This window comes from Streptomyces sp. RKAG293 (assembly GCF_023701745.1).
Taxonomy (GTDB): domain Bacteria; phylum Actinomycetota; class Actinomycetes; order Streptomycetales; family Streptomycetaceae; genus Actinacidiphila.
Window position 1 is genome coordinate 424,920 of record NZ_JAJOZB010000001.1, and the last position, 23,749, is coordinate 448,668.

The window sequence follows — 23,749 nt, forward strand, 5'->3', positions numbered from 1 at the left end:
GGGCTGTCGGTGTCGGTGTCGCCGGCGCGTGCCACCGCCGGACGGAGGAGCAGGACCTCATGGCATTCGCGCGATCGGCAACTCCTGGCGGACGACCGGTGACATCAGCGACAACTGGTCCAGCATGATCGATACCGAGTACCGCACTCACTTCAGCCTCTGGTCCGAGATGGCCGCTCCCCTGCTCATCGGCAGTGACCTGCGCACCGCCAGCGCGGCCACCCTGGCCATCCTGAAGAACACCGACGTGATCGCGGTCGACCAGGACCTGCTGGGCAAGCCTCCAACCAGGATCACTACAACCTCGCCACCGTCCTCATCCAGTCCGGCCTGCCCGCCGACTGGACCCCGCCGACCCCAGGGGGCCGACGGAGCAAGGCGGCCTGGCCCGCTCAACGTGATGCAGCCGGCGGACCGATGTGCAGGTCCGCCCACTGCTCGGTCCGGACGAACCCGACGGCTTCGTACAGTCGGGCAGCGTGGTTGCCCCCGGTGACCGAGAGGCCGATGGCGGGGAGCCCGGCCTCGGCGGACAGCCATAGGACACGGCGCAGCAGGAGGGCGCCCGCGGTGCGGTAGGCGGGGGCCGGGTCGCGGAAGATCTCGGAGATCCATGGCCCTTCCAGGGGTGGGGCGCCAGGGCAGTCGTGGGCGAGTGCGGCGGCGACGCAGCTGTCGCGTTCGGTGTCGACCAGGACGGTGCTGGCGGGCAGCAACGGCCCCATCAAGGTGCCGTCCATGAGCGCTTTCAGGTCCTTGAAGGTGCTCATGCCGTGGTCGGGGTGCCTGGCCGGGTAGGCCGCCTCGTACGCGGCTCGCAGCTTGCCCGGGTCCACGGCGCTCGCCGGGAGCGGCGCCAGGTTGTCGGGCAGGCGCACCGGTTCAGGCGGCTGCGGGGATGCCGCCAACGCGTGGGTGTAGGTGTCGAATTCGCGGACCGCCCGCGCGCCCAGCCCCACCAGTTGCGACGCCAGTGCTGCCTGGGCCGTGACACCCCAACCCACCAGTGCCACCATGACCCGCTCGGCAGCGTCGGAGGGCTTGGCGCCGTCCGCCAGGCGCAGGTCCTCCGCCCAGCGGACACCGTCCCGGAACTCCGCCTCGTAGTAGGCGAGCGGTTCATTCGCGGTGCCCCGCACGACTCGGGTGATGCTGTCCACTGATGAGCCCGTTCTCTCAAGGACGCCCGACGGGAAAGCCGCAGGGATCCGGTTGTTCCCTTCCCAGCGGACATTGGATCAGCAGTGAGGCTCCGACAGGACCCGACACCCCCGGCCGACCAAACCCCCGTGACGACGCCCGCGCGGCGAACAGTTCGGCCACGGCTCTCCCGCACCGGCCCAGCACGTCATCCCAGGAGGGTCAGCTTCGACACGAAGGCCGGCGCGGCGAGGTCTTGTTGGAGGGCGACCGGGACCTTCGGGGAGTCCGGCCCGCTGCCGGTCGTGAGCATCGCCACCTCGGTGCCTGCCCGGGCCGTGTGGGGGACGGGCCTGCCGTTGTCGGTGAGCTGTAGCTCCAGCTTCTGGCCCGGCACGCCGAGGACCTTGAGGTCCCGGGTGGCGACGAGCGGGACCTGCCGTCCGAGCCCGTCGTCGAGATGACCCACGACCTGGCCCTTGGTGACAGCGACCGCTGAGGTGAGCGCGTCGCGCACTGCCTCGATGACCTTCTTGCTGTTGTCCTTGACCAGGATGAGACTGTTGGCGCCGTTGAGGTCCGGGCCGTCGGCGCGCTGGCCCAGCATCGTGCCGAGGATCAGCGGCGTCGTGTCGCCGACGGTCTTGTACGCGGCCCACATCAGGGCGCCGCCGGCCGGGGTGTTGGAGCCGGTCTTGATGCCCTTGACGCTCAGACCGGCCAGCAGGAGGTGGTCGTTGTTGTTGTTGAGCGGCTTCGGCAGCCCTTTGACGGTGGCGTTCGGCAGCGCGACGACCGGCCGGAAAGCATCGAACTTCATGACCGCCTCGGCCAGTTTGAGCTGGTCGACGGCCGTGCTGACGGTCTTGGCGTCCAGGCCGCTGGGATCGGTGTACACGGTGTCGTTCATACCGAGGGACTTGGCGGCGTCGTTCATCTTCCGTGCGAACGCGGCCTCGTTGTCACTCCGGGTGTCCCAGCGCGCCAGCAGCCGGGCGATGTTGTTGCCCGACGGGATCATCAGCATCTTCAGCATGTCCTGCTGGCTGAACTCCGTGCCGGCCGTGAGACCTTCGATGCGCGACTCGTCGGGTGAGTTGCCGTCCTGGACGGCCTTGGCGTCGATCTCGATCATCGGCCCCGGCTCGTCCCTCCTGAGCGGATGCTCCTTGAGGAGTACATACGCCGTCATCACCTTGGCGACGCTGGCGATCGGCACGGGCTTCTGTTCCCCGAACGTACCGATCCTGCCCGCACCCTGGACCTGGACGGCGCCCTGGCCCTTCGCGGGCCAGGGCATGCCGAACGTTCCTGCAAAGGTGTACGAGGATGTGGCGGCGCCGGGCACAAGGGCTGGGGACGGCAGAGGGCGGACCGCCTGCACGGTCACGAAGATTACGGCCAGGAGCAGGACGACCGGTGCCCAGATCCTGAACCGGCGGGCGACGGAACGGGCCGGAGTGCCGGGTGGGCGCGGGGTATCGGTCCACGCCTGCCCGGGTTCTTCGGGGACCTCGCTCGCAACTGACATCTCCTCCGGCATCTCCTTTGACATCTCCTTCGTCTTCCGCACTGCCGTCGTGTCCCTTTTCTCTGTCCGACCCTTGTCCGGGCCTTGTCCGGGCCTTGTCCGACCCCTGTCCGCCACTTGTCCGGCGTCACCGGTTCAGGACCGCTTCCATGACCGCTTTGGCGATCGGGGCACCCAGCCGGCCACCTGCGATGTCGGCACGGGAGACGCCCATGTCCTTGGCATCGACGAGGACGGCGACCGCGACCGGGGAGGAGCCGTCGCGCTGTTTGGCGTAGGACACGAACCAGGCGTACGGACGCTCGTCGCGGACGTCGGCACCGTGCTGGGCGGTGCCCGGCTTTCCTCCGACCGTGACGCCGTCGATCCGTGCCCTGCCCGCCGAGCCATCGCTCACCGTGAACTCCATCATCTCCTGCACCTTCTTCGCGGTGTTCGGGGAGACGGCCTGGTGCAGCAGCTCAGGCACTGTCTTCTCGATCGTCGACAGGTCGGGTCCGCGCAGTTCCTCCACCAGGTACGGCCGCATCACCCTTCCCTCGTTGGCCAGCCCGGCGGTGACCATGGCCATCTGCAGTGGCGTGCTGGTCACGCTGCCCTGGCCCATGCCGGTCAGTGCGGTCTGCGGCTCGTCCAGCCGCGCGGGATAGCTGCTGGCGACCGCGCGTACGGGGGTGAACTGCTCCTTGTTGAAGCCGAACTTCTCCGCCGTCTCCCGCATCTTGTCCTTGCCGACCTTGAGTGCGGCGTCGAGGAAGACGTTGTTGCAGGACCACTGCATGCCGGTTCTCATCGAGACCTTGTCGCACTGGGAGTTGGGGACGACGTTGCCGATCTTCGTCGTGCTGAGCGGCAGCTGGTACGGAGCCGGGGCCCCTGAGGGCGCGTTGATGTCCGTGACCGCACCGTGTTCGATGGCGGCGGCCGCCGTGAGGATCTTGAACGTCGAGCCGGGCGGGTAGGTCTCGCGGATCGCCCGGTTGCTGAGCGGCTCGTCCTTGTCCCTTTCCAGGGCGGTGAATCGCCGGCTCTCCCCGGGCGTGATGCCCGCGAACGACGAAGGGTCGTACGACGGCGTGCTCGCCATCGCGAGGATCTTGCCGGTGCGCGGGTCGAGGGCGACGACCGCCCCTTTGGCGTCGAGGTCCGTCAGCCCCTTGTAGGCGGCCTTCTGTGCCTTGGGGTCGATGGTCGTCACGACATCGCCGCCGCGTGGCTTCCCGCCGGTCAGGATGTCCGTGCCCCGGGCGAGGGAGAGCCGGTCGTCCTTGCCGCTGAGCACGCCGTTCTCGACGCCTTCGAGGAAGGTGGCACCGTGGACCTGGGAGAGGTAGCCGGTGACCGGCGCGTACATCGGGCCCTCCTTGAAGACCCTCTTGTACTTGAGGTCGGAGCCGGCGGTTGCCTGTGAGCCGGTGATCGCGGTGCCGGCGACGATGATGTCGCCGCGGGGCTGGGCGAAAGCCTCGATCTGCACCCGCCGGTTTCCCGGGTCGCCGGCCAGCGTGTCGGCCTGGACGAACTGCACCCACGTCACCCGCACGAGCAGGGCCATGATCATCGCCCCGCAGAAGACGGCTATGTGCCCCAGTGGCCTGTTCATCGCTCTCCGCATTCCGCATGAGTTCTGGTGTGGTTGCCGACGGCGCCGAGAAGCCCTGGGCGGGCCCGGATCGGCCGGCCGCCTGGAGCGCGACCGCCGTGCCAGGTGCGCGCGATGTGCCTGGGAGGTGGGGCAAGGTGCGAGGACATGCCCAGAGCAGAACAGGATCATCCGCCGTGTGTCCAAGACGGATATCGATCTGGCAATGATGCAGATGAGATATCATTGCTGCTTGTGGACCTCATCCTGCATCTCCGGTGCTTTGTGGCTGTTGCAGAAGAGTCACATTTCGGCCGAGCCGCAGCCCGCCTGGGGACAGCCCAGCCACCCCTGTCGCAGCGCATCCAGCGCCTGGAGCGCGAGCTGGGAGTGCGCCTGTTCGAGCGCACCAGCCGACACGTGACGATCACCAGAGGCGGAACCCTGCTGCTGGACGAGGCCCGCAGACTGCTCGCCCAGTCCGACGCGCTGATGGCCACCGCCCGACGCATCCGCGACGGCGAGAACGGGCTGCTGCGCGCCGCGCTGCCGCCCGACATGGCAGGCGAGACCGTCGCCGCGATCCTGGCGGAGTTCCAGCAGCGGCACGCCGGCGTGGAACTGGAACTGCATGAGCTGTCCACCGCAGAACAGCTCGCCCGGTTCGCCTCGCACGACCTGGACGTGGGACTCATCCACCACCCCTGCGATGTCTCCGGGCTGGAACTGGGCCCGGTCCTGCGCCGTGAGGTGGGAGTACTGCTGCCGCGCCGCGCCGCCGCAGCCGAGCTCGAGGACGTGGCGCTCGCCGACCTCGCCGGATACGACCTGGTTCTCTTCCCGCGTGCCAGTGCTCCGGCACTGTACGACGACGTCCTGACCACCTGTGCCCGCAACGGCTACGCTCCCGCCGCCGTCCGCCACGGCCAAGGCGCCAGCTTTGTCCGCGGCCTGATCCTCTCCGCGAACTCCGTCGCCTTCAGCCCCCGCGACACCCACCTGGCGGACACCGCTCTCCAGGACCCGGACACCGCCTGGCGTCCCCTCACCGGCACCCCACTGGCCTGGCGCCACTCCGTCGCCTGGCCGCAGGGCCGCAGCGACGCCGCCGTCAGCGCCTTCGCCGAAGCGACCACCCAAGCCCTGTGGAACACTGCCGCAGTGAGCTCAGACCTGCCCCGGCACCCGATCCACCTGCGCCCGGCAGCGGAGTACTGGGTATGACCAACGTCCCCGGCCGGATCCGCACGGCCTTCGCCGACGCCGGCGTGACGGGCTGGCTGCACGCCGTCGACATCGACTCCGGTGCGGAGATCGACGCGGGCGCGGACCAGCCCGTCGTCACCGCCAGCGTGCACAAACTCTGCGTACTGGTCGCCCTCCACCAAGAGGCAGCGGCGGGCCGCCTGGACCTCACCGAACAGGCCGAATGCCTCCCGGCCGACCGGACGGCGGGCCCCACGGGGCTGGGCGCCATGCTCGACCCGGCCCGTATGTCACTGCGCGACATCGCCTACCTGATGACGGCCGTCAGCGACAACGCCGCCGCCGACCACCTCCTCGAACGCGTCGGCCTCGACACCGTCAACCGCACCACCGCCCGGCTGGGCCTCCCCCGCACCCACGCCACCCACACCTTCCGCCGGCTCCTCGCCACCATCAAGGAGGACGCGGGTCACGGCGGCAGGCAGGCCCTGGCCGACCCGCACGTCATCGCCCGGCTCCGCGCCCTCGACCCGGCCCGCACCAACCGCAGCACCCCACGCGACATGACCCACCTGCTCGGCGCCATCTGGCGCGACGAAGCCTGCACTCCCGAACACGGCGCCGCGATCCGCCGCCTCCTCAGCCTGCAGGTCTGGCCCCACCGCATGGCTTCCGGATTCCCCTTCGACGACGTCCACGTCGCCGGCAAGACCGGCAGCCTGCCGACAGTGCGCAACGAAACCGGCGTCATCGAGTACCCGGACGGCGGCCGCTACGCCGTCGCCGTCTTCACCCGCGCCGCCAACACCGCCGTCACGCTCCCCACAGCCGACGCCGTCATCGGCACCACCGCCCGCCTCGCCGTCGACGCGCTGCGCGGCCTCTGACGTCACGCACCACCGACCGCGCCGCCGGCCTGTGAACGGCGCCTCGCCGGTCATCGACCCGGTGGAGAACGCCCCCGCGGGGGACGCGTTCTACACCCCGACGTCCCCACTGCCCGGTGGTACCCCGGGGGATCCTGTCCATAGCCGACGGCTGGACAACAACGTGGCGGCGCTGGAGTCGGGCGAGAACCGGCTCGTCCTCTACCGCTCGCAGGACGTGCGCGGCAAGGCCGTCTCGACCTCCGGCATCATCGTGCTGCCGGACCGCGACGAGCACCCGGTGCCCGTGGGCGGCTTCCCGCTCATCACCTGGGCGCACGGCACCGTGGGGGTCGCCAATTCCGTGGCACCGTCGCGGGACCGGAGCGACACCGGGGCCTCTCCGATGAACGCCTATCCGAACGGTCTGCTCAACTCGTTCCTGCGCCGCGGCTGGGCGGTGGCGATGACGGACTACGAGGCTCTGGGAACCGGTACGGAGGAGCACCTCCACCCCTACCTCCTGGGGGCTTCGGAGGCGAACGGGGTGCTGGACATCGTCCTGACGGCCCGGCGCCTGTTCCGGGGTGCGATCGGGGAGGAGTACGCGATCGTCGGCCACTCGCAGGGCGGCCAGGCGGCGCTGTTCGCCGCCCACCATGCCCCGGAGCGTGTCGAGAGCGGCCTGGTCGGTGTCGCCGCGATCGCCCCGTCCAACCACTCCCTCGGCCTGGTGCGGCTCGGCGCCAAGGACGCGAAGACGGGTGAAGGCTTCGCGTTCACCCCGCTGTTCCTGGCCGGCGCGATCGGCGGAGAGCCCTCGATCGTACCCGCCCAGGTCCTCTCGGACGCGGCGTTCGACCTGTGGCCGCAGGTCAGGCACCTCTCCCGCGCCGAGCTGAGCGATCCACTGTCCTGGGGCGGCATCAAGGGCAACGCCCAGTTCAGGGGCACTTATCCGGATGGCCCCAACGACCACCAGCAGCTCTTCGACCAGGAGCTCGCCAGGATGAACCCCGACGTCGAGATCAAGGTCCCGGTACGCATCACCCAGTCCGACGACGACAAGCGCGTGTTCGCCTCGTTTCCGGCCCTGTTGAAGGGCACCAACGACCTCGTGGACGAGCTCAACGAGACCAACAAGAAGCACGGGATCGAGGTCGAGTACCAGCACTACACCAAGGGCCAGGTCGTCCCCAAGGACGAGCCGCTGGGCGCGCACTTCACGACCATCAACCACGACGCCGACGCCCTCATCGACTGGATCGGCCGCCTCTTCACCCGCCCCTGATCCACCCACCGGACATCGGCCGGGCGACCTCATCGTCCGCACCCATGCCCCGGGTGCGGTGGTAGCGGTGGCGGGGGTCCTGCAACGCCGTGGCCCGGTCCCGCTCGAATGCGGCACCTGGTGGCGACCGGGTCACGGCAGCAGGTCGCCGACGGCAGCGATCCCCGCTGTGATGTCCCGCTCATTGACGTTGCCGAACCCCAGGACGAGTCGGGGCGACGTCGTCGGTGAGGCATGGTGGACGCTCATGCCGTACAGGCCCACCCGGCGGGTCAGGGCCGCGGCGATGAGCGCCTCCTCACCGGTGCCGCTGCCGGTGCTGGTTCCGGTACTGGTATCGAGGTGGAGGACGGCGTGGAAGCCGGCCGCCAGTCCGGTCAGCCGTGCGCCCGGCGCTTGCTCGGCGAGCGCGGTCACCAGCGCCGCTCGGCGGGCCGCGTACGTGCCGCGCATGCGGCGCAGGTGCCGGTCGTAGCGCCCGGACTCGACGAGCCGGGCCAGGGCGAATTGGTCCAGGGTGGGGGAACCCCGGTCGGCGAGGTGCTTGTTCGCCGCGATGCCCGCGGTCAGCGCGGGCGGGCGGAGCACCCAGCCGATGCGCAGGGCGGGTGCGAGGGACTTGCTGACGGTGCCGATGGAGATCACCCGGTCCGCGGCCAGTCCCTGCAGCGCGCCCACCGGCTCGCGGTCGTAGCGGAATTCGGCGTCGTAGTCGTCCTCGATGACGAAGGTGTTGTTGCGTTCGGCCCAGTCGATCAGGGCCAGGCGCCGCTCGGCGGCCATGACGACGCCGGTCGGCCACTGGTGAGCGGGCGTCACCAGCACCGCGCGGGCGCCCGTCGCCTCCAGCGCCCGGACATCGATGCCGTACTCGTCGACGGGTACGGGCACGGACGTCAGGCCCGCGTGCGCCGCGGCGGCGGATCGTGGCGGTCTGCTGCGTGCGCGGGCTGGGCTTCGCGCTGACGGTGGTCGCAGGTGGCGCGCTGACCGCGGCGCTGATCCCGGCGGAGCGCCGCGGCGAGGGGCTGGCGCTGGCCGGGATCGTGTCAGGGGTGCCGTCGCTGGTGGCCCTGCCGCTGGGCGTCTGGCTGGCCGACAGGGCCGGTTTCACCCCGGTCTGCGTGGCCGGTGGACTGGTGGCGCTCGCCTCCGCCGTGGTGGTGCCGGCGCTGCCAGGACGACGTCCCTCGGCGGACGAGGCGGTCGGAGTGGTCGCGGGCCTGCGCACCGGCGCCCTGGCACGGCCCGCCGTCGTGTTCGCGACGACCGCGCTGGGCGCCGGCATCGTCGTCACCTTCCTGCCGCTGGCCGTCCCGGCGTCGATGTCCGGGCTGGTCACCGCGGTGCTGTTCATCCAGCCGGCCGCAGCCACAGTGGCGCGGTGGTTCGCGGGACGGATCGGCGACCGCCGCGGGGCCGCCGGGCTGGTCCTGCCGGGCCTGCTCCTGTCGGCGGCCGGACTGCTCATCACCGCGCTGACCGGCAGCGCCGTTGCGGTACTGGCCGGAGTGACGCTGTTCGGCATCGGATTCGGCATCGCGCAGAACGCCACGCTCACCTTGATGTACGCCCGCGTGCCCGCGTCCGGCTACGGCACGGTGAGCGCCCTGTGGAACTTCGCGTACGACGCCGGGATGGGAGTCGGCGCCGTCGGCTACGGCGCGATCGCCGCACACACCGGGTATCCGGCAGCGTTCGCACTGACCGCCGCGTTGATGCTGCTCGCGTTGTGGCCGGCGTGCCAGGACCGTCGATGAGCCTGTGTTCTCTGGTCTGGCGCCGTACCGGACGGCGGACTCCTCGTCCCGTCAGTCGCTGCTCGTCACTGCGACCCCGCGGCCACCAGCGTCGCGGTGATGGGTTCGAGCTCGGCGACCAGCTCGTCGAGCTCGGAGGGAGACAGGGCGTCGTACGGCGGGGCGGCGAGCTCGTCGGTGAGGGCTTCGATGCGTTCCTTCGCCTCGCGGCCGGCGTCGGTGAACCGGCCGTCGGTGTCGACGAGCCCGCGCTCGCGCAAGCCGTCCATGACCGCGGCCAGCCGCTCCTTCGGCAGGTGGTGGATGCGCCCGAACGACTCCGGCGGGTGGATGCCCTGCTCCAGCGCGGACAGCACATGGGCCTCGGTGCCGCCGATGCGGGCGCCGACGAGAGCGGCGATGTGCCCGTCACCGCGGTGCTCGCGCAGCATCGTCGCTGAATGCCACAGCCGGGCGGCCGGGTCGCTGGGCACCGGAAGGGCGCGCATCCCGGCGTACATCACCCGGCCTTCCGTGGGCGCGTTCGTCGCGGCTTTGGTGGTCAGGTCGGCGGCGCGCACCAGGCCCGGGGAGCCGGCCAGCTCGGGGCCGAGGATCCGCCGTAGGGAGGCCGCGCTGCCCCGCTCCCGCGCGGCGACGGACGCCTCGGGCGGGATCGTCTCCCACGCACTCGGGATGTGCCGCGCGGCTTCCCCGTCGGCGAAGCTGTAGAACGCCGCGTGCACGACCTGCGCCGGCACCCGCCCCAGCGGCGCGGCGCGGCTGGCGAAGTAGCCGTCCCAGTAGGTGCGGTGGCCGAGTGCGGCCAACTCCTCGTTGCACTCGTCGGCAAGGAAGGTGACCAGGCAGATCGGCTCCAGGAGCTCGAACATGCGGCGGGCGGTGTGAGTCATGGCCTCCATCATGCCCGCGGTCACGCCCCCGTGGAGCAGGACGGGACGGGCGGCCACGCCGACGCTCTACGGCAGCGGCGCTCCGCGGGCGGTGAGCCACAGGTCGTACCATTCCGCGTGGCTGAGCTGTGGCTCCCCCGTTGCGGCGTCGCGGCAGGCCCGGATGCGTTCGGGACGGACGGTGCCGACGACCGGGACCACGCCTGCGGGGTGTCGTTGCAGCCACCACAGGAGGATCGTCTCGGCACTCGTGTCCTTCTCCTTGGCCAGCGCCTCGACGAGCCGCGCGGTCGCCTGCTCGTCGGGTGTCTCCTGGCGACCGGAGTAGCGCCCTTGGGCGAGGGCTCCCCACGCCTGGAGCTGCACTCCGTTGGCGCGGCAGTACTCGAGCGTTCCCAGCGGGAACCCGACCGTCGCTACCTGCGGCGTGTTCACCACGACGCCCGCCTCGACCCAGCCCCGCTGCCGCAGGCTCATCTCCAACTGGTCGGCGACCAGCGGCATCTCCAGCGACCCCTGCAGATGCGCGATCTGCGCGGCGCTCATGTTCGAGACGCCGAAGCGCCGCACCAGGCCCTGCCGGTGCAGTGAGGTCAGTGCCTCGGCGACATCGTCGGGGTCCGCCAGCGGGTCCGGCCTGTGCAGGAGCAGGACATCGAGAACGTCGGTGCGCAGCCGGGCCAGGCTCTGTTCCACGCGCTCCACGATGGTGGTGCCGCGCAGGTCGTAGATCCCCGGACGGTCCCCGTCCTTGAGGCGGATACCGCACTTGGTCTGCACGACGATGCGCTTCCGCAGCTCCGGGTCGCGGCCGAGGATCTCGCCGAACACCGCTTCCGCCTTGCCGCTCCGGTAGATGTCCGCGTGGTCGAACGTGTTGATGCCGCTGTCCAGGGCCGCTTCCACGGCGGCTTCCGCGACCGCGATGTCCTGCGCGGTGTAGGGCTCGTGGCCCCAGCTGCCACCCAGCCCCATGCACCCGTAGATGAGCCGGCCGGTCTCTGTCTGTTCCGCCATCTTCGTCACGGGGCCACCCTACGACCGGACCATCGTGAGGCCGCGGTGATCGCCGTCCAGGGTCGTCAAGCGGAACGTCCTGCGTGCCGAGGCCGGCAGATGGGCGCCACGAAAGGCACGGGCGCTGCGCCATCCGGTCGGTTCGGGCGGAACTTCGGAAGTGTCACCGGACGGATGCCGATCGTCTCCCTACCGTGAGCACCCCAGGAGGGTTCCCCACAGCTGGAGTGTGAGATGCGTAGGCGCCGGACCTTGCGCGCGCGGTGGCCGGCCGCCCTCGCGGCCCTTCCGCTGCTCGCCTCCGCTCTCGCGGGGTGCGGAAGCAGCGGTGGCGGCGGTCCGGTGACGCTGAACTGGTACAACTTCCCCGACGATTCCGGCGCGTTGCAACAGGCGGCCGAGCGGTGCAGCCAGGCCTCGAAGGGTCAGTACCAGATCCGGTACAACAAACTGCCGCGGACGGCGGACGGGCAGCGGCAGCAGTTGGTGCGGCGGCTGGCCGCACACGACGCCGGGGTCGACATCATGGGCCTCGACGTCACCTGGCCCGCGGAGTTCGCCGAGGCGGGCTGGGTCCGCGAGTGGACGGGGGCGTTGAGGGAACAGGCGACCACGGACACCCTGAAGGCCGCGGTGCAGACCGCGACCTGGAAGGACCGGCTGTACGCCGTCCCCTACAACTCCAACACCCAGCTCCTGTGGTACCGCGACGACCTGGTGCCGGTGCCCCCGAAGAGCTGGGCCGAGATGCTGGCCCAGGCCGACGCGCTGGCGAAGGCGGGCAAGCCGCACCACGTCGAGATCCAGGGCGCCCAGTACGAGGGCCTGACGGTCTGGTTCAACACTCTGGTCACCAGCGCGGGCGGGTCGATCCTCACCCCGGACGCCCAGGCGCCCTCGCTCGGCCCGCCGGCCGTCGTCGCCGCCGGAATCATGCGCGACACCGCCCGGTCCGCCGCCGCGGACCCGTCGCTGTCCAACCAGATGGAGGACGAGAACCGGCTCGCCATGGAGTCCGGAACGGCGGCCTTCGAACTCAACTACCCGTTCGTCTACCCGTCGATGAAGGCCAACCAGCCGAAGCTCTTCAAACACTTCCGATGGGCCCCCTACCCCGGCGTGACCGCCGGCCGGCCGGCCACCGTGACCATCGGCGGCATCGACCTCGCCGTCGGCGCCTACAGCAAGCACCCCGACCTCGCGTTCCAGGCCACGCTGTGCCTGCGCGACCGCGACAACCAGCTCACCAACGCCCTCAAGGGCGGGCTGCCGCCCTCGCTGCGCAGCCTCTACCAGGCCGCCGAACTGACGAAGAGCTACCCCTTCGCCGCCGACGTGCTGAACGCGCTGGACACGGCGAGCGTGCGACCGCGGACCCCCGCCTACCAGAACGTGTCGATCGCCATCGCACACACCCTCTCGCCGCCGGCCGCGATCCGGCCCGCGAGCACCGTCTCCGACCTCCGGGGCCAGATCGAGGACGCCCTCGGTTCCAAGGGGTTGATCCCGTGAGCACCGCCACGAAGGCCGCCGCCGGGCACGGCCGGGCCGAACTGTCCGAGGGCGCCCGCCAGGAGCGGCGGCTCGGGCTGCTGCTCTGCGCGCCGGCGGTGATCGTGATGGTCGCCGTCACCGCCTACCCGATCGCCTACGCGGTCTACCTCTCGCTCCAGCGCTACGACCTGCGGTTCCCCGGGCAGGCCCGGTGGATCTGGTTCGACAACTACGCGGCTGTGCTGTCCTCGCCGTTCTGGTGGCAGGCCCTGTGGGTGACCGCCCTCATCACGCTGGTGTCGGTGGCGATCGAGCTGGTCCTCGGCATGGCGCTGGCGCTGGTGATGCACCGGGCCGTCTTCGGCCGGGGCGCCGTCCGTACCGCCGTCCTGATCCCGTACGGCATCGTCACCGTCGTCGCCGCGTACTCCTGGCAGTACGCGTGGACCCCGGGCACCGGCTACCTCGCGGCGCTGCTGCCGGCGGGCAGCGCGCCGCTGACCGACCAGTGGCAGGCCATCGGACTGATCATCCTCGCCGAGGTGTGGAAGACCACGCCGTTCATGGCGCTGCTGCTGCTCGCCGGACTGGCGCTCGTCCCGGGTGAGACGGTCAGGGCCGCGATGGTCGACGGTGCCACGTTCTGGCAGCGGCTGCGGCTGGTGATCCTGCCGCTGATGAAACCGGCCATCCTGGTCGCCCTGCTGTTCCGCACCCTGGACGCGTTCCGGATCTTCGACAACATCTACGTCCTGACCGGCGGCTCGAACGACACCGGATCGGTCTCGATCCTCGGCTACGACAACCTGTTCACCGCCCTCAACCTCGGCATCGGGTCGGCGATCTCGGTGCTGATCTTCCTGTGCGTGGCGGTGCTCGCCTTCATCTTCATCAAGATCTTCGGCGCCGCGGCGCCGGGCGGCGAACCGGAGCGGCGATGATGTCCCACCGCGGAAAGACCCTGACCAGCTGGAGCATCGTCAACCTCATCGTGGTGCTGTACGCGCTGTTCCCGGTCTGGTGGATCGTGGCGCTCTCGTTCAAGGACCCGAGCACCCTCAGCGACGGCAACTTCATCCCGCGCAAATGGACCTGGGCGAACTACCGCGGCATCTTCCAGACCTCGGAGTTCACCCGGGCGCTGATCAACTCGATCGGCATCGCCCTGATCGCCACCACGATCGCGGTCGTCCTCGGCACGATGGCCGCCTACGCGGTCGCCCGGCTGCGATTCCCCGGCAAGCGGCTGCTGATCGGGATGTCGCTGCTGATCGCGATGTTCCCACCGATCTCGCTGGTCTCACCGCTGTTCAACATCGAGCGGGTACTGGGGATCTTCGACACCTGGCCGGGTCTGATCATTCCCTACATGACCTTCTCCCTGCCGCTGGCGATCTACACGCTGTCCGCGTTCTTCCGGGAGATCCCCTGGGACCTGGAGAAGGCCGCCAAGATGGACGGCGCCACCCCGGCCCAGGCGTTCCGCCTGGTGATCGCGCCGCTCGCCGCGCCCGGCGTGTTCACCACCGGGATCCTGGTCTTCATCTTCTGCTGGAACGACTTCCTGTTCGCGATCTCGCTGACCTCCACCACCGCCGCCCGCACCGTCCCGGCGGCGATCGCCTTCTTCACCGGCAGTTCGCAGTTCCAGCAGCCCGCCGGGTCCATCGCCGCGGCCGCCGTGGTGATCACCGTACCCATCGTGATCTTCGTGTTGCTGTTCCAACGCCGCATCGTCGCCGGCCTCACCGCCGGCGCAGTCAAGGGATAACCGGCCCATCCGGGCGGGACCAGGAAGGCAGACCGTGGCCGAGATCGTCCTCGACGGCATCACCAAGCGCTACCCCGACGGCGCCCTTGCCGTGAACGACTTCAACCTCACCATCGCCGAAGGGGAGTTCGTCATCCTGGTCGGCCCCTCCGGCTGCGGCAAGTCCACCACTCTCAACATGATCGCGGGCCTGGAGGACATCACCGAGGGCACCCTGCGGATCGACGGACAGGTCGTCAACGACCGCGCCCCCAAAGACCGCGACATCGCCATGGTGTTCCAGAGCTACGCCCTGTACCCGCACATGAACGTCCGCGAGAACATGGGCTTCGCGCTCAAACTCGCCAAGACCGACAAGGCCGTCATCAACGCCAAGGTGGAGGAGGCCGCCCGCATCCTCGACCTCACCCAGCACCTGGACCGCAAACCCGCCAACCTCTCCGGCGGCCAGCGCCAGCGGGTCGCGATGGGCCGCGCCATCGTCCGCGACCCCAAGGCCTTCCTGATGGACGAGCCGCTCTCCAACCTCGACGCCAAACTCCGTGTCCAGATGCGCACGCAGATCGCCGCCCTGCAGCGCCGCCTCGGCACCACCACCGTCTATGTCACCCACGACCAGGTCGAGGCCATGACGCTGGGCGACCGTGTCGTGGTGATGCGCGGCGGCCTCGTCCAGCAGGTCGGCACGCCGCAGCACCTCTACGACGCACCGGTCAACCTCTTCGTCGCCGGCTTCATCGGTTCCCCCGGCATGAACTTCCTCAATGCCACCCTGGGGAACGGTGTCCTGCGGACCTCGCTCGGTGACCTCCCGCTCGAGGACCGGGCGCGGCGCGTGCTGGAACGGGGGAACGCGTCCCGCGAACTCATCGTCGGCATCCGGCCCGAGGACTTCGAGGACGCCGCCCTGACCGAACAGCGGGGGCCGGGGTGGTGTGCACCGCCACCGTCGAGGTGCGTGAATCGGTCGGCTCCGACGTGTACGTCCACTTCACCGAGGAGGGCGGGCCCGCCGGCTCCTCCGAACTCGCCGAACTCGCCGCCGACTCCGGCCGCGCGGACACCGGCATGCAGGGACACCAGATCGTCGCCCGCCTCAGCCCCGCCACCCGCGCCGCCGAGGGCGAACCCCTGGAGCTGTGGATCAACACCCCTCGGATCCACGTGTTCGACCCCGCCACCGGGACGAACCTGACCCACCCCGAACGAGCGGAGGCCTGACCGGCGACCCGGGGGCGGCTCGACTCGCATCAGGTGCGCAGGCACAGCCGCGCTGCGAAGGCCTCCGGAGTACAGTCGGGAACGCCCTGACGCGCCGGCTGCGCGGAACGTGCCGTTCGGGACCGCGGCACCCAGGCACGCTGCTCGCGTCAAGGCGGCAGGGCTGGACATCGCTTACGACGAGCGCGAATCGCGCCCGCGCGAGATGGTCCGGCTCGTGGCGCCGTAACCCTGGTCCCCTGAGGTCGCCGACGGCGAATGCGGTCGGCCGGATTTCGGTGCAACGAATGCTCACTCCGGCCGAACCCCTGCGTCATCCGGCCCACCCATGTGCACAATCTGAACGTGGCCAATCAGGGGACTCCTCCCGAGGTAGGCGTCTCGGCCCGTGAGGCCGAGGTTCTTGCCGCGCTCGGCGAACATCTGACCAACGCCGAGATCGCGGCTCGGCTGTTCATCTCCGTCCGTACCGTCGAGAGTCATGTCTCCTCGTTGCTGCGCAAGTTACAGGCGGACGATCGCCGAGACCTGGCCGCCGTATCGGCGAACCTGCCCTCCGGTCCGGCGGGCACGCCGACCGCGGGCGCCGCACTGCCGTCGCCGTTGACGTCGTTCGTGGGACGCGCGGCCGAACGTGCGGCGCTCTCCCAAGCGCTGCACGAGCACCGACTGGTCACGGCCGTCGGACCGGGCGGGGTCGGCAAGACCCGCCTGGCCCTGAGCGTCGCTGCGGACGCGAACGACCGCTTCGCCGACGGCGTGTGGTACGTCAACCTGGTACCGACGGTCGACCCGTTGATGGTCGCGTCGGCGATCGCGGACGCGCTCGGCCTCGGGGAGAGTCAGGGCCTCTCGGCGACGGACCACGTCGCCGGCTGGATGGCAGGCCGGGAAACGCTGCTCGTGCTGGACAACTGCGAGCACCTGCTGGACGGTGTGGCGGTCCTGCTGGAGCGGCTGCTCGCCGCCGGCCCCCGGCTGACGGTGCTCGCCACCAGCCGGGCCCGGTTGCTGGTGCCCTTCGAACGGGTCTTTCCGGTGCCGGGGCTGTCCATCGAAGCCGCTGACGGCGGTCCGGGTGACGCGGTCGAGCTGTTTCTCGGGCGGGCCGCTGCCGGCGGGAGCCTGCCGGTGTCCGTCGACAGGAAGCGCATCGGCGCGGTGTGCCGGAGCCTGGACGGCATGGCGCTGGCGATCGAACTGGCGGCTGCCCGGTACGCCTCGCTAGGGCTCGACGGGCTCGAAGCCGGGCTGGCCGACCGGCTGCGGTTGCTGAGTGGCGGACCACGGATCGATGACCGGCACCGCTCGTTGCGCTTGACGCTCGACTGGAGTTATGTGCTGCTGGCCGGCCCCGATCAGGCGGTGCTGCGCCGGATCTCGGTATTCACCGGACCGTTCACCGCCGGCGCCGCGGCTACGGTTCTGGCCGGTTGGCCGCCGGTGTCGGCCGGCGCGATGGCAACCGTCCTGGCCGGGCTCGCGGACCAGAGCTTGCTGATCGCCGTCACCGAGCCCGGTGGGACGCGCTACCGCGCCCTGGAAACGATCCGTCAGTACGGTGCGGACCGGCTCGAAGAGGCAGAGGAGTCGGACGAGGCACTCTCACGCCACCTCCACTGGTGTCTGGACAGGAGCACGGATCTCCAGGTCACCTCCCACGAGCCCATCCCGTCCTGGCGAGTTGCCTACGATCGGCTCGCCGACGAGCTGCGGGGCGCCCTGGCCTGGGCGGCAGGCAATTCCGAACACCGCCCCGACGCTTACCGGTTGGCCATCGGATTGGCCGAACTGAGCTTCACCCGGGGCCTGCCCGGCGAGTCGCAGCGGCGCTACCAGCAGGCGGCCGAGCTCGCCGCGGACGACCGGGACTCCGCCGATGCCTTGCGCAACGCCGCGGGCGCCGCCGAGTCACGACATGTCGGCAACGAGGCACTTCGGTTGCGCAGGGCCGCCGCCGACGCGGCCCTGCGCGCCGGCGACCGGGCCGGTGCGGCCGGTGACCTCGCCCGGAACGCCGAGCTGATCAACCGCATCCCCGGGCTCATGGCGACCGGGCCCGCGGTCGGGGAGGTGGAGGCGCTGATCGCCGAGGGGTGGTCGCTGGCCGGCGACGACCTGACCGCGCAGGCCCGGCTGCTCACCGCTGAGGCCTGCAACAGCTCACCGGCCGATCCGGTCACCGCCGAGCTGATCGAGCGTGCGCTCACACTGGCCCGCCGCGTCGACGACCCGCTGATCCAGAGCGCCGTGCTCGACCAGCTCACCGCGGTACGGCTGGCTCGCGGGGACATCCGTGGCGCGGCGGCCGGCGCTTTGCAGCGCATCGAACTGCTGGCCCCGCTGCACGTGACGGCCGCGTCTGCGGTGGAGCTCTTCGACGCGCTCGGCATGGCCTGCAACTGCGCTCTCGCTGCCGGTGACCTACGAGCCGCAAGGGGCCATGCCGAGCGGCTGGGGGACCTGCCGTTCTACCGCGAGGAGGGCCACCTGACGACACGGCGGCTGCTCGTCGTCACGGCACTCGCGGGCGACTGGGACGAGACGGTCACGTTGGCGCGGCGATTCCGCGAGGGTTGGGAGCGGGCCGGTCGGCCACGTGCGGGCAACCTCAGCGGCCCCGCGTACGCGGCGGCGACGGTCCACGGGCTGCGAGGGGACGACGACGCCCGGGATGTGTGGCTGGACATCGTGGACGCCCTCAGGACGCCGGTCTCGACGGCGGAACTTCATCGCTGCGGCGAAGTCTTCGACGCCCTGGCCCTGCTGCACCGCGGCCTGCCCCAGCAGGCGATGCAGGTGTTGAACACGCCCCCGGAGCAGATGAACCATTGGGGCGACAGCGTGTGGCGTACCTGGTACGCCGCCCTGTGGGCCGAGTCCGCCGTCATGTCCGGGAACGAGGACGCCACAGCCCGCATCCAGCGCGCACGTTCGGCCACGGCGGGCAACTCGATCGCGGCCGCCATCGTCGACCGTGCGGCGGCCGTGAACGGGCGCGACGGCGGCCGCGACGCGTTGACCATCGCTGCCGCGACCCTTGCCGATGCCGGGTGCCGCTACCAGTGGGCCCGCACGCTCGTGTTCCTCGGCGGAGAGCAGCAAGCACAGGGCGAGGCCGTGCTCGCGACGATGGGCGCGACGGCCATGGTCCTGCCTCCAGCCGGTCCGGCTTCCGGGGCCGGCGCACGTGGTGCGGAGTGACCGTCGACGGGCCGTCATAGGTTCGTCCGGCCCGGTGCCGGGACACAGCGCTCGGCGGTGCCGGTTGTTGTGATCATTCGCGTCTCCGCTCTTCGGCGCCGGTCCCCGATCCACCTGCGGGTAGGAGTGTGCGTCCCGACGTAGGAGGCGGGCATCCGTGGCCGCCACGGAATCCTCGGTCCGTGGCGGCCACGGATGTTGGGCGGCCGGATCCGACGCAGGGTGGTTCAGCCACAGGCATCGGCTGTGTGACCAAACGGCACGCTCGCCGCGTCCTGCGCCGTGGTGGACACGACCGAGCGACGATCACGAAAACGGGGGCCCATCGGTGAGGCAGCCGAACGATTTCCTGGACAGACCGGCCCCATCGCCGCCGGGAGACGGCGGGCGGGGCGTGCTGCAGGGCGCCTTCGGGCTGTTGGAGGCGGTGGACCGGGCCGGGGAGGCGCGGCTGACCCAGTTGGCGGCGCAGAGCGGCCTGCCCAAGTCGACCACGTACCGGCTTTTGGAGCAGTTGGTCGAACTGGGCGCCGTCCAGCGCTGCGGCACGGGGTACCGCATGGGTCCGCGGATGTTCCGGCTCGGGCAGGAATGGCAGCCGCATCCCGGACTGCGGGCCGCGGCGAGGGAGCCTGTACGCCGTCTGGCGGCGGCCACCGGCACGTCGGTGGGGATCAGTGTGCTGTGGGAAGGACGGACCCTGGTCATGTACTGGGCCTCCGGCGGGGACAGAGCCCTGGCCCCGCCCCGAAGCGGTACGCCCCTGCCGTGGTTCACCGCGGCGGGAAAGGTCCTTGTGGCCGGAGTGCACCCCGCCCTCCCCCTCGATCCGCTCCCTGCGGTCTGGCGCCGGGAGGCGGCGGAGATCCGGAACCGCGGTGTCGCGTTCGACCGGGAGGAGGTGACCGCGGGGGTGTGCTGTGTGGCGGTGCCCCTGCACAACGCGGGCGGTGTACCGGTGGCCTCCTTGTGCGTCCTGACCGATCCCGCACAGAACCTGGAACAGCTTGCCGACGCCGTCCGGCTGACCGGCAGGGCGATCAGCGCCGGTCTGCGCGGCCGGTGAGAGCCGACCGCGCAGCGACCACGACCTATCAACCACCGCCACGTTCGCTCCACTGCCCATCAGGCGATGTAGTGGCAGCCCAAAGGCAGGCCCCTCGTCCAGGTCCCTGGGGGCTCAGCCCGGACCGAGCCCCCAGTGCTGTGGTCTTCCGTCAGTGCGGGCCGAGATGGGAAACGGCCTGGGTGACGGTGTCGAAGTGCATCGTGCTGCGGGATCGCTGGTCGTATCGGTCCCAGTGAGGCATGGCCGGGTGGTTGGGGTCGCCGGTGCGGATGAACGAGATCCACGCCTGGTGCATGCTCCTGGCGAGACCGTCCCTGATCCTGGTGTCCATCCCCGCCAGGAACGGCGCGTGCGCCCACTTGTCGAAATTGTCGAAGACGAACGGCAGTTCCAGGCAGTGCGGGGCGCCCAGTCGGCCGTCGTGTGCAGGTGTGGGGAAGTCGAACTCGTACGTCCAGACCGGGCGACCCCCTGCCGCCCGCGCTTCCGCGAACGCCAGGGCGGGCTTCCTGAACAGCTCGTCGGTGGTCAGGTCGATGAGAACGTCGATCGGCCGAGCGCCTGGGCGCGCGGCCTCGTACGACGCGTACGCCTCGGCCGCACCGTCACCGAAGCTGTCCTGTGCCCGGCGGAGCACCTGTTCCTTCGTCGTCGACGCGTAGGCCTCGCCCAGCGCGAAGGTGAAAGCACACTCTTCCCTGGTCCAGCCGATGAGGACGTCGATATCCGCGCCCGGACCGGCGAGCAGGTTGTCGACGGGTTGCCGGGCCCGCGTCCCCCCGTCGAGCACCGGCATGAACGGCACGGTCCAGTGGCCCCATTCCATGGTGGCCGCGAGGAGTCCGGCCGTGGCCTCGACCAGGCGCGGCCACGGCACCGCGCGCAGTTCGTCCCCGTCCTTTGCGCCGACCATCTCCAGGTAGGCGGCAGTGCGGGCCAGGGCCTCGTCAGGTGTGGCGAGGGGCATGGCCAGTGGGACGCTCTGGAGGACGGCACGCCGGAAGAGCCTGCCGCCACTGGCGTGGCCCGCGAGTGCCGCCGTGGACAGGGCGCCGGCGGACTGGCCGGCGACCGTGACGTTGTCGGGGTCTCCACCGAACGCGGCGATGTTGTCGTGGACCCAGCGCAGTGCGGCGAGTTGGTCGGTGAGCCAGAGGTTGCCCTGCTCGGTGCCGTCATCCGACGCGAAGTAGAGCAGGCCGAGCGGTCCGAGCCGGTAGTTGAGGGTCACCACCACCAGGTCACCGTCCCGCGCGAAGGTCTCGCCGGAGTAGTTCGGCATCCCGCCGGAACCGGAGATGAAGGCGCCGCCGTGGATCCAGACCAGGACGGGACGGCGGGCGTCATCGGTACCGGGCGTCCACACGTTGAGCGTCAGACAGTCCTCGTCGAACGGCGGAAGGCCGTGGCCGCCGAGTATCGGGTCCACCTGACGGACGGCTTGCGGCGAACTGGGGCCGTGCGCCGTCGCGTCGAGGGTGTCGCTCCAGCCCGGATGCGGCTGCGCGGGGCGCCACCGGAGCGGCCCGACGGGCGGCGCCGCGTACGGCACGCCCTTGAACACCGCCAGGTCATCTTCGGCGACACCACGGACCGGGCCCGAGCGAGTGTTCACGACGGGTGCGGTGCGGTCCTGAGCGAGACCCATGCAGTGCCACCTTCCAGATCAGGAGCGGGACTTGGATCTCCTCAAGTTATTGCGCAATTATGGCGGACGTCAATATTGTTCGATCTCCCATCGCCCACCGGGAGGAGCCAACCGTCCCGGCAAGCGGAGCTCGTGCCCGATCCGTGCGGCGCCCCTGACGTCGACCACCACACCCGACGAAGTGTGGCGTGTGTCGGCGGTGACGGTGGAGGGGCGGCCCAGAGCATCGCCCATGTCGACGGAGATCCCGGTGGCGCCCTGTCGGCCGAGCAGGTGGGCGGCCAGGCAGGCGGAGCTGTTCGCGTTGGCGATGTCCTCCGGTACGCCGATCGATGGGGCGAACATACGGGCCACGACCCGGCCCGAGGGCGACATCGGGGCGTGGACGAAGGCGCCCAGCAGGCCCAGGTGATCGCACGCGGCGGCGAGCCGGTCGAGGTCCGGGGCCAGGGCGGCGAGAGCGGAGCGGGTGGGAACGGGCAGGAGGAGCCGCGGACGTCCCAGCGTGGCGATGCACGCTTCGGCGGCGACGGCCGTACCGAGCCCCAGTGCGGGCAGGAGCAGCGCGAGTTCGCCTGCCGTGGGCTCACGCAGGCCGACCGGTCCCGCCTCGAAGGCGGCCTCGACAGACGATGCCCCGCACACTACGCGGCCCTCGACGACGCGCCCGGCCACGCGCAGTCCGGCCCGGTGCTCGCCCCCGCCCGCGCGCTGAGCGAGGAAGGCCAAGGCGGCCACGGTGCCGTGACCGCACGCGGGCAGTTCCCCGTCCGCGGTGAAGAACCGCGCCGCGACCACGAGCCGGTCGTGCCCGACCCCGGCCGCCGGTTCGCCGTCCCGCGAGAGGAAAACCGCGTGGGACGTGCCAGCCAGGGCGGGTGCCGCGCGGCGCTCGTCATCGGTCAACAGGCGGCCGGACAGGGATGATGACGCCTCGTCCAGGACCGCGGTCGGGCTTCCGCCACCGCCCTCGCGCAGGCACGCGTGCACGATCGTGACGGGCAGGCCGGTGCGGACCGCCGGTCGACGCGAGGGCCTGCTCATCGGGTGCGGGGGACGACGTCGGCGAAGCGGGGCGCGCCGGGCTCGCGGGGCAGGCGCCCGGCCCGCCCGGCGAAGCTGATGGCGTGGTACCAGCCGCACAGCAGGAGCAGGTCCATCAACTGCAGCGCGTCGAAGGCCGATGCGAGCCGCGCCCACAGCGCGTCGTCGATGTCGGAGCGGTCGTGCAGGGCGTCGACAGCGAGGATGAGCAGCCGGTTCCCGCTCGGACGCCCAGCACTCGTCGGCGGGTCCGCCGTGGACGAGCGACGCCGTCTGCTGGCGGGTGAGACCGACCCGGTCGGCGTACATCATCACGTGCACGCCCCACTCGTACTCGCAGCCGCACCGCGCGCACGTCCGGTCGATGACGATCTCGCGCTCCCGCAGGGACAGGGTCAGCTGCCTGCCCAGCTCGTAGCGGCCCCACCCATGCATGGCGCCGGTCGTCGGCAGATTCCTGGCGAACATCCGGAACAGCCCGATCGGCGGAGCACCCGCCGGCATCATGTGCGCGAGCTGGGCGCCGGCCTCTTCGGTGTACGGCGGCTCCAGCGGCTCTATCCGTGCCATCGGTCCTCCCGTTGTGCTGATCCGGATTCTGAAGCAGGGGCGAACGATGCCAGTGTTTCGAATAACGAAACACAAGGAGCGTCATGCCGACACCACGCCCAGGCGGGCCGGTCCGCGGCTCGACGACCGGCCGTCCGATCATGGCCGCGATGGACCTGTTCGGACGCCGCTGGGCGCTGCGCATCCTCTGGGAACTGCGCGCGGGCCCGATCGGCGCCCGTGCTCTGCTCGCGCGGTGCGAGGGCCTGTCCTCCAGCGTCCTGTACCAGCGGCTGCGCGAGCTCACGTCCAGCGGGATCATCAGCCCTTCCACCGACGGTTACGAGCTCACCCCCACTGGAGCGGACCTCGGCCGCGCCCTCGCTCCGCTCGACCAGTGGGCGAACACGTGGGCGCGGAAGCAGGAACAGGAACACGAACACGATGAGCGGGCCGACCACAC

17 protein-coding genes and 3 pseudogenes are annotated in these 23,749 nt (G+C 70.7%); 12 read left to right on the forward strand and 8 right to left on the reverse strand.

Features of this window, described 5'->3' with window-relative positions; all coding sequences use genetic code 11:
- Positions 1-73: 73 nt before the first annotated feature.
- Positions 74-301 (forward strand): annotated as a pseudogene (locus LNW72_RS01755) (glycoside hydrolase family 27 protein); the annotation flags it as partial.
- A gap of 91 nt (positions 302-392) precedes the next feature.
- Here the strand turns inward: LNW72_RS01755 and LNW72_RS01760 are convergent.
- From LNW72_RS01760 to LNW72_RS01770, 3 genes are all read right to left on the reverse strand, one after another.
- Positions 393-1,139, reverse strand: coding sequence for a hypothetical protein (locus LNW72_RS01760; RefSeq protein WP_250973670.1), 747 nt, complete (start codon positions 1,137-1,139; stop codon positions 393-395).
- Positions 1,140-1,348: 209 nt separating this feature from the next.
- Entirely contained in the window at positions 1,349-2,440 is a 1,092-nt protein-coding gene (locus tag LNW72_RS01765; RefSeq protein WP_250973671.1) for a D-alanyl-D-alanine carboxypeptidase family protein, read from the reverse strand.
- 358 nt (positions 2,441-2,798) lie between these two features.
- On the reverse strand, positions 2,799-4,274 hold the full coding sequence (locus LNW72_RS01770) for a penicillin-binding protein 2 (protein ID WP_250973672.1): 1,476 nt from the start codon (positions 4,272-4,274) through the stop codon (positions 2,799-2,801).
- Positions 4,275-4,538: 264 nt separating this feature from the next.
- Here LNW72_RS01770 and LNW72_RS01775 point away from each other — a divergent pair, with 264 nt between their 5' ends.
- The 3 genes from LNW72_RS01775 to LNW72_RS01785 are packed head-to-tail and all read left to right on the forward strand — an operon-like array spanning position 4,539 to position 7,616.
- The gene (locus LNW72_RS01775; RefSeq protein ID WP_308401865.1) at positions 4,539-5,477 is read left to right on the forward strand and encodes a LysR substrate-binding domain-containing protein; all 939 of its coding nucleotides are present in this window, start codon (positions 4,539-4,541) and stop codon (positions 5,475-5,477) included.
- Positions 5,474-6,346, forward strand: a complete 873-nt coding sequence (locus LNW72_RS01780) for a serine hydrolase (protein ID WP_250973674.1) — start codon at positions 5,474-5,476, stop codon at positions 6,344-6,346. Before LNW72_RS01775 ends, LNW72_RS01780 begins: the two co-directional genes overlap by 4 nt.
- A gap of 31 nt (positions 6,347-6,377) precedes the next feature.
- Positions 6,378-7,616 (forward strand): alpha/beta hydrolase, encoded by a 1,239-nt coding sequence (locus LNW72_RS01785; RefSeq protein WP_250973675.1) that lies wholly within the window; start codon positions 6,378-6,380, stop codon positions 7,614-7,616.
- Positions 7,617-7,748: 132 nt separating this feature from the next.
- Here the strand turns inward: LNW72_RS01785 and LNW72_RS01790 are convergent, their stop codons facing one another.
- Positions 7,749-8,669, reverse strand: a complete 921-nt coding sequence (locus LNW72_RS01790) for a PLP-dependent aminotransferase family protein (RefSeq protein ID WP_308402134.1) — start codon at positions 8,667-8,669, stop codon at positions 7,749-7,751.
- Between LNW72_RS01790 and LNW72_RS01795 the strand changes: the two genes are divergently transcribed.
- Complete coding sequence (locus LNW72_RS01795) at positions 8,558-9,376, forward strand: MFS transporter (protein ID WP_250973677.1); 819 nt, start codon at positions 8,558-8,560, stop codon at positions 9,374-9,376. The two genes, LNW72_RS01790 and LNW72_RS01795, sit on opposite strands and share 112 nt — an antisense overlap.
- A 65-nt stretch (positions 9,377-9,441) precedes the next feature.
- Here LNW72_RS01795 and LNW72_RS01800 read toward each other — a convergent pair whose 3' ends face one another.
- Positions 9,442-10,269, reverse strand: coding sequence for a MarR family transcriptional regulator (locus LNW72_RS01800; protein ID WP_250973678.1), 828 nt, complete (start codon positions 10,267-10,269; stop codon positions 9,442-9,444).
- Between the two features lie 66 nt (positions 10,270-10,335).
- Positions 10,336-11,286: an aldo/keto reductase family oxidoreductase gene (locus LNW72_RS01805; RefSeq protein WP_250979976.1), complete on the reverse strand. Its 951-nt coding sequence runs from the start codon at positions 11,284-11,286 to the stop codon at positions 10,336-10,338.
- Between the two features lie 234 nt (positions 11,287-11,520).
- On the opposite strand from LNW72_RS01805, the gene LNW72_RS01810 reads away from it, so the two are divergent.
- From LNW72_RS01810 to LNW72_RS01835, 6 genes and pseudogenes are all read left to right on the forward strand, one after another.
- Positions 11,521-12,798, forward strand: a complete 1,278-nt coding sequence (locus LNW72_RS01810; RefSeq protein WP_250973679.1) for an ABC transporter substrate-binding protein — start codon at positions 11,521-11,523, stop codon at positions 12,796-12,798.
- The gene (locus LNW72_RS01815) at positions 12,795-13,721 is read left to right on the forward strand and encodes a carbohydrate ABC transporter permease (RefSeq protein ID WP_250973680.1); all 927 of its coding nucleotides are present in this window, start codon (positions 12,795-12,797) and stop codon (positions 13,719-13,721) included. The genes LNW72_RS01810 and LNW72_RS01815 overlap by 4 nt, the downstream gene beginning before the upstream one ends.
- Positions 13,721-14,551, forward strand: a complete 831-nt coding sequence (locus tag LNW72_RS01820) for a carbohydrate ABC transporter permease (RefSeq protein WP_250979977.1) — start codon at positions 13,721-13,723, stop codon at positions 14,549-14,551. Before LNW72_RS01815 ends, LNW72_RS01820 begins: the two co-directional genes overlap by 1 nt.
- A gap of 34 nt (positions 14,552-14,585) precedes the next feature.
- Positions 14,586-15,772: pseudogene (locus LNW72_RS01825) on the forward strand (ABC transporter ATP-binding protein).
- A gap of 345 nt (positions 15,773-16,117) precedes the next feature.
- A complete protein-coding gene (locus LNW72_RS01830; RefSeq protein ID WP_250973681.1) occupies positions 16,118-18,976 on the forward strand; it encodes a LuxR C-terminal-related transcriptional regulator in 2,859 nt (952 codons plus the stop codon).
- Positions 18,977-19,370: 394 nt separating this feature from the next.
- Positions 19,371-20,042, forward strand: a complete 672-nt coding sequence (locus LNW72_RS01835; protein WP_250973682.1) for an IclR family transcriptional regulator — start codon at positions 19,371-19,373, stop codon at positions 20,040-20,042.
- A gap of 151 nt (positions 20,043-20,193) precedes the next feature.
- Here LNW72_RS01835 and LNW72_RS01840 read toward each other — a convergent pair whose 3' ends face one another.
- Positions 20,194-21,693 carry a carboxylesterase/lipase family protein gene (locus tag LNW72_RS01840; protein WP_250973683.1) on the reverse strand — a complete coding sequence of 500 codons (1,500 nt, stop codon included), beginning with the start codon at positions 21,691-21,693 and terminating at the stop codon, positions 20,194-20,196.
- Between the two features lie 69 nt (positions 21,694-21,762).
- The gene (locus LNW72_RS01845; protein ID WP_250979979.1) at positions 21,763-22,737 is read right to left on the reverse strand and encodes a PhzF family phenazine biosynthesis protein; all 975 of its coding nucleotides are present in this window, start codon (positions 22,735-22,737) and stop codon (positions 21,763-21,765) included.
- 710 nt (positions 22,738-23,447) lie between these two features.
- Here LNW72_RS01845 and LNW72_RS01855 point away from each other — a divergent pair.
- A pseudogene (locus LNW72_RS01855) lies at positions 23,448-23,717 on the forward strand (winged helix-turn-helix transcriptional regulator); the annotation flags it as partial.
- Positions 23,718-23,749: the final 32 nt, after the last annotated feature.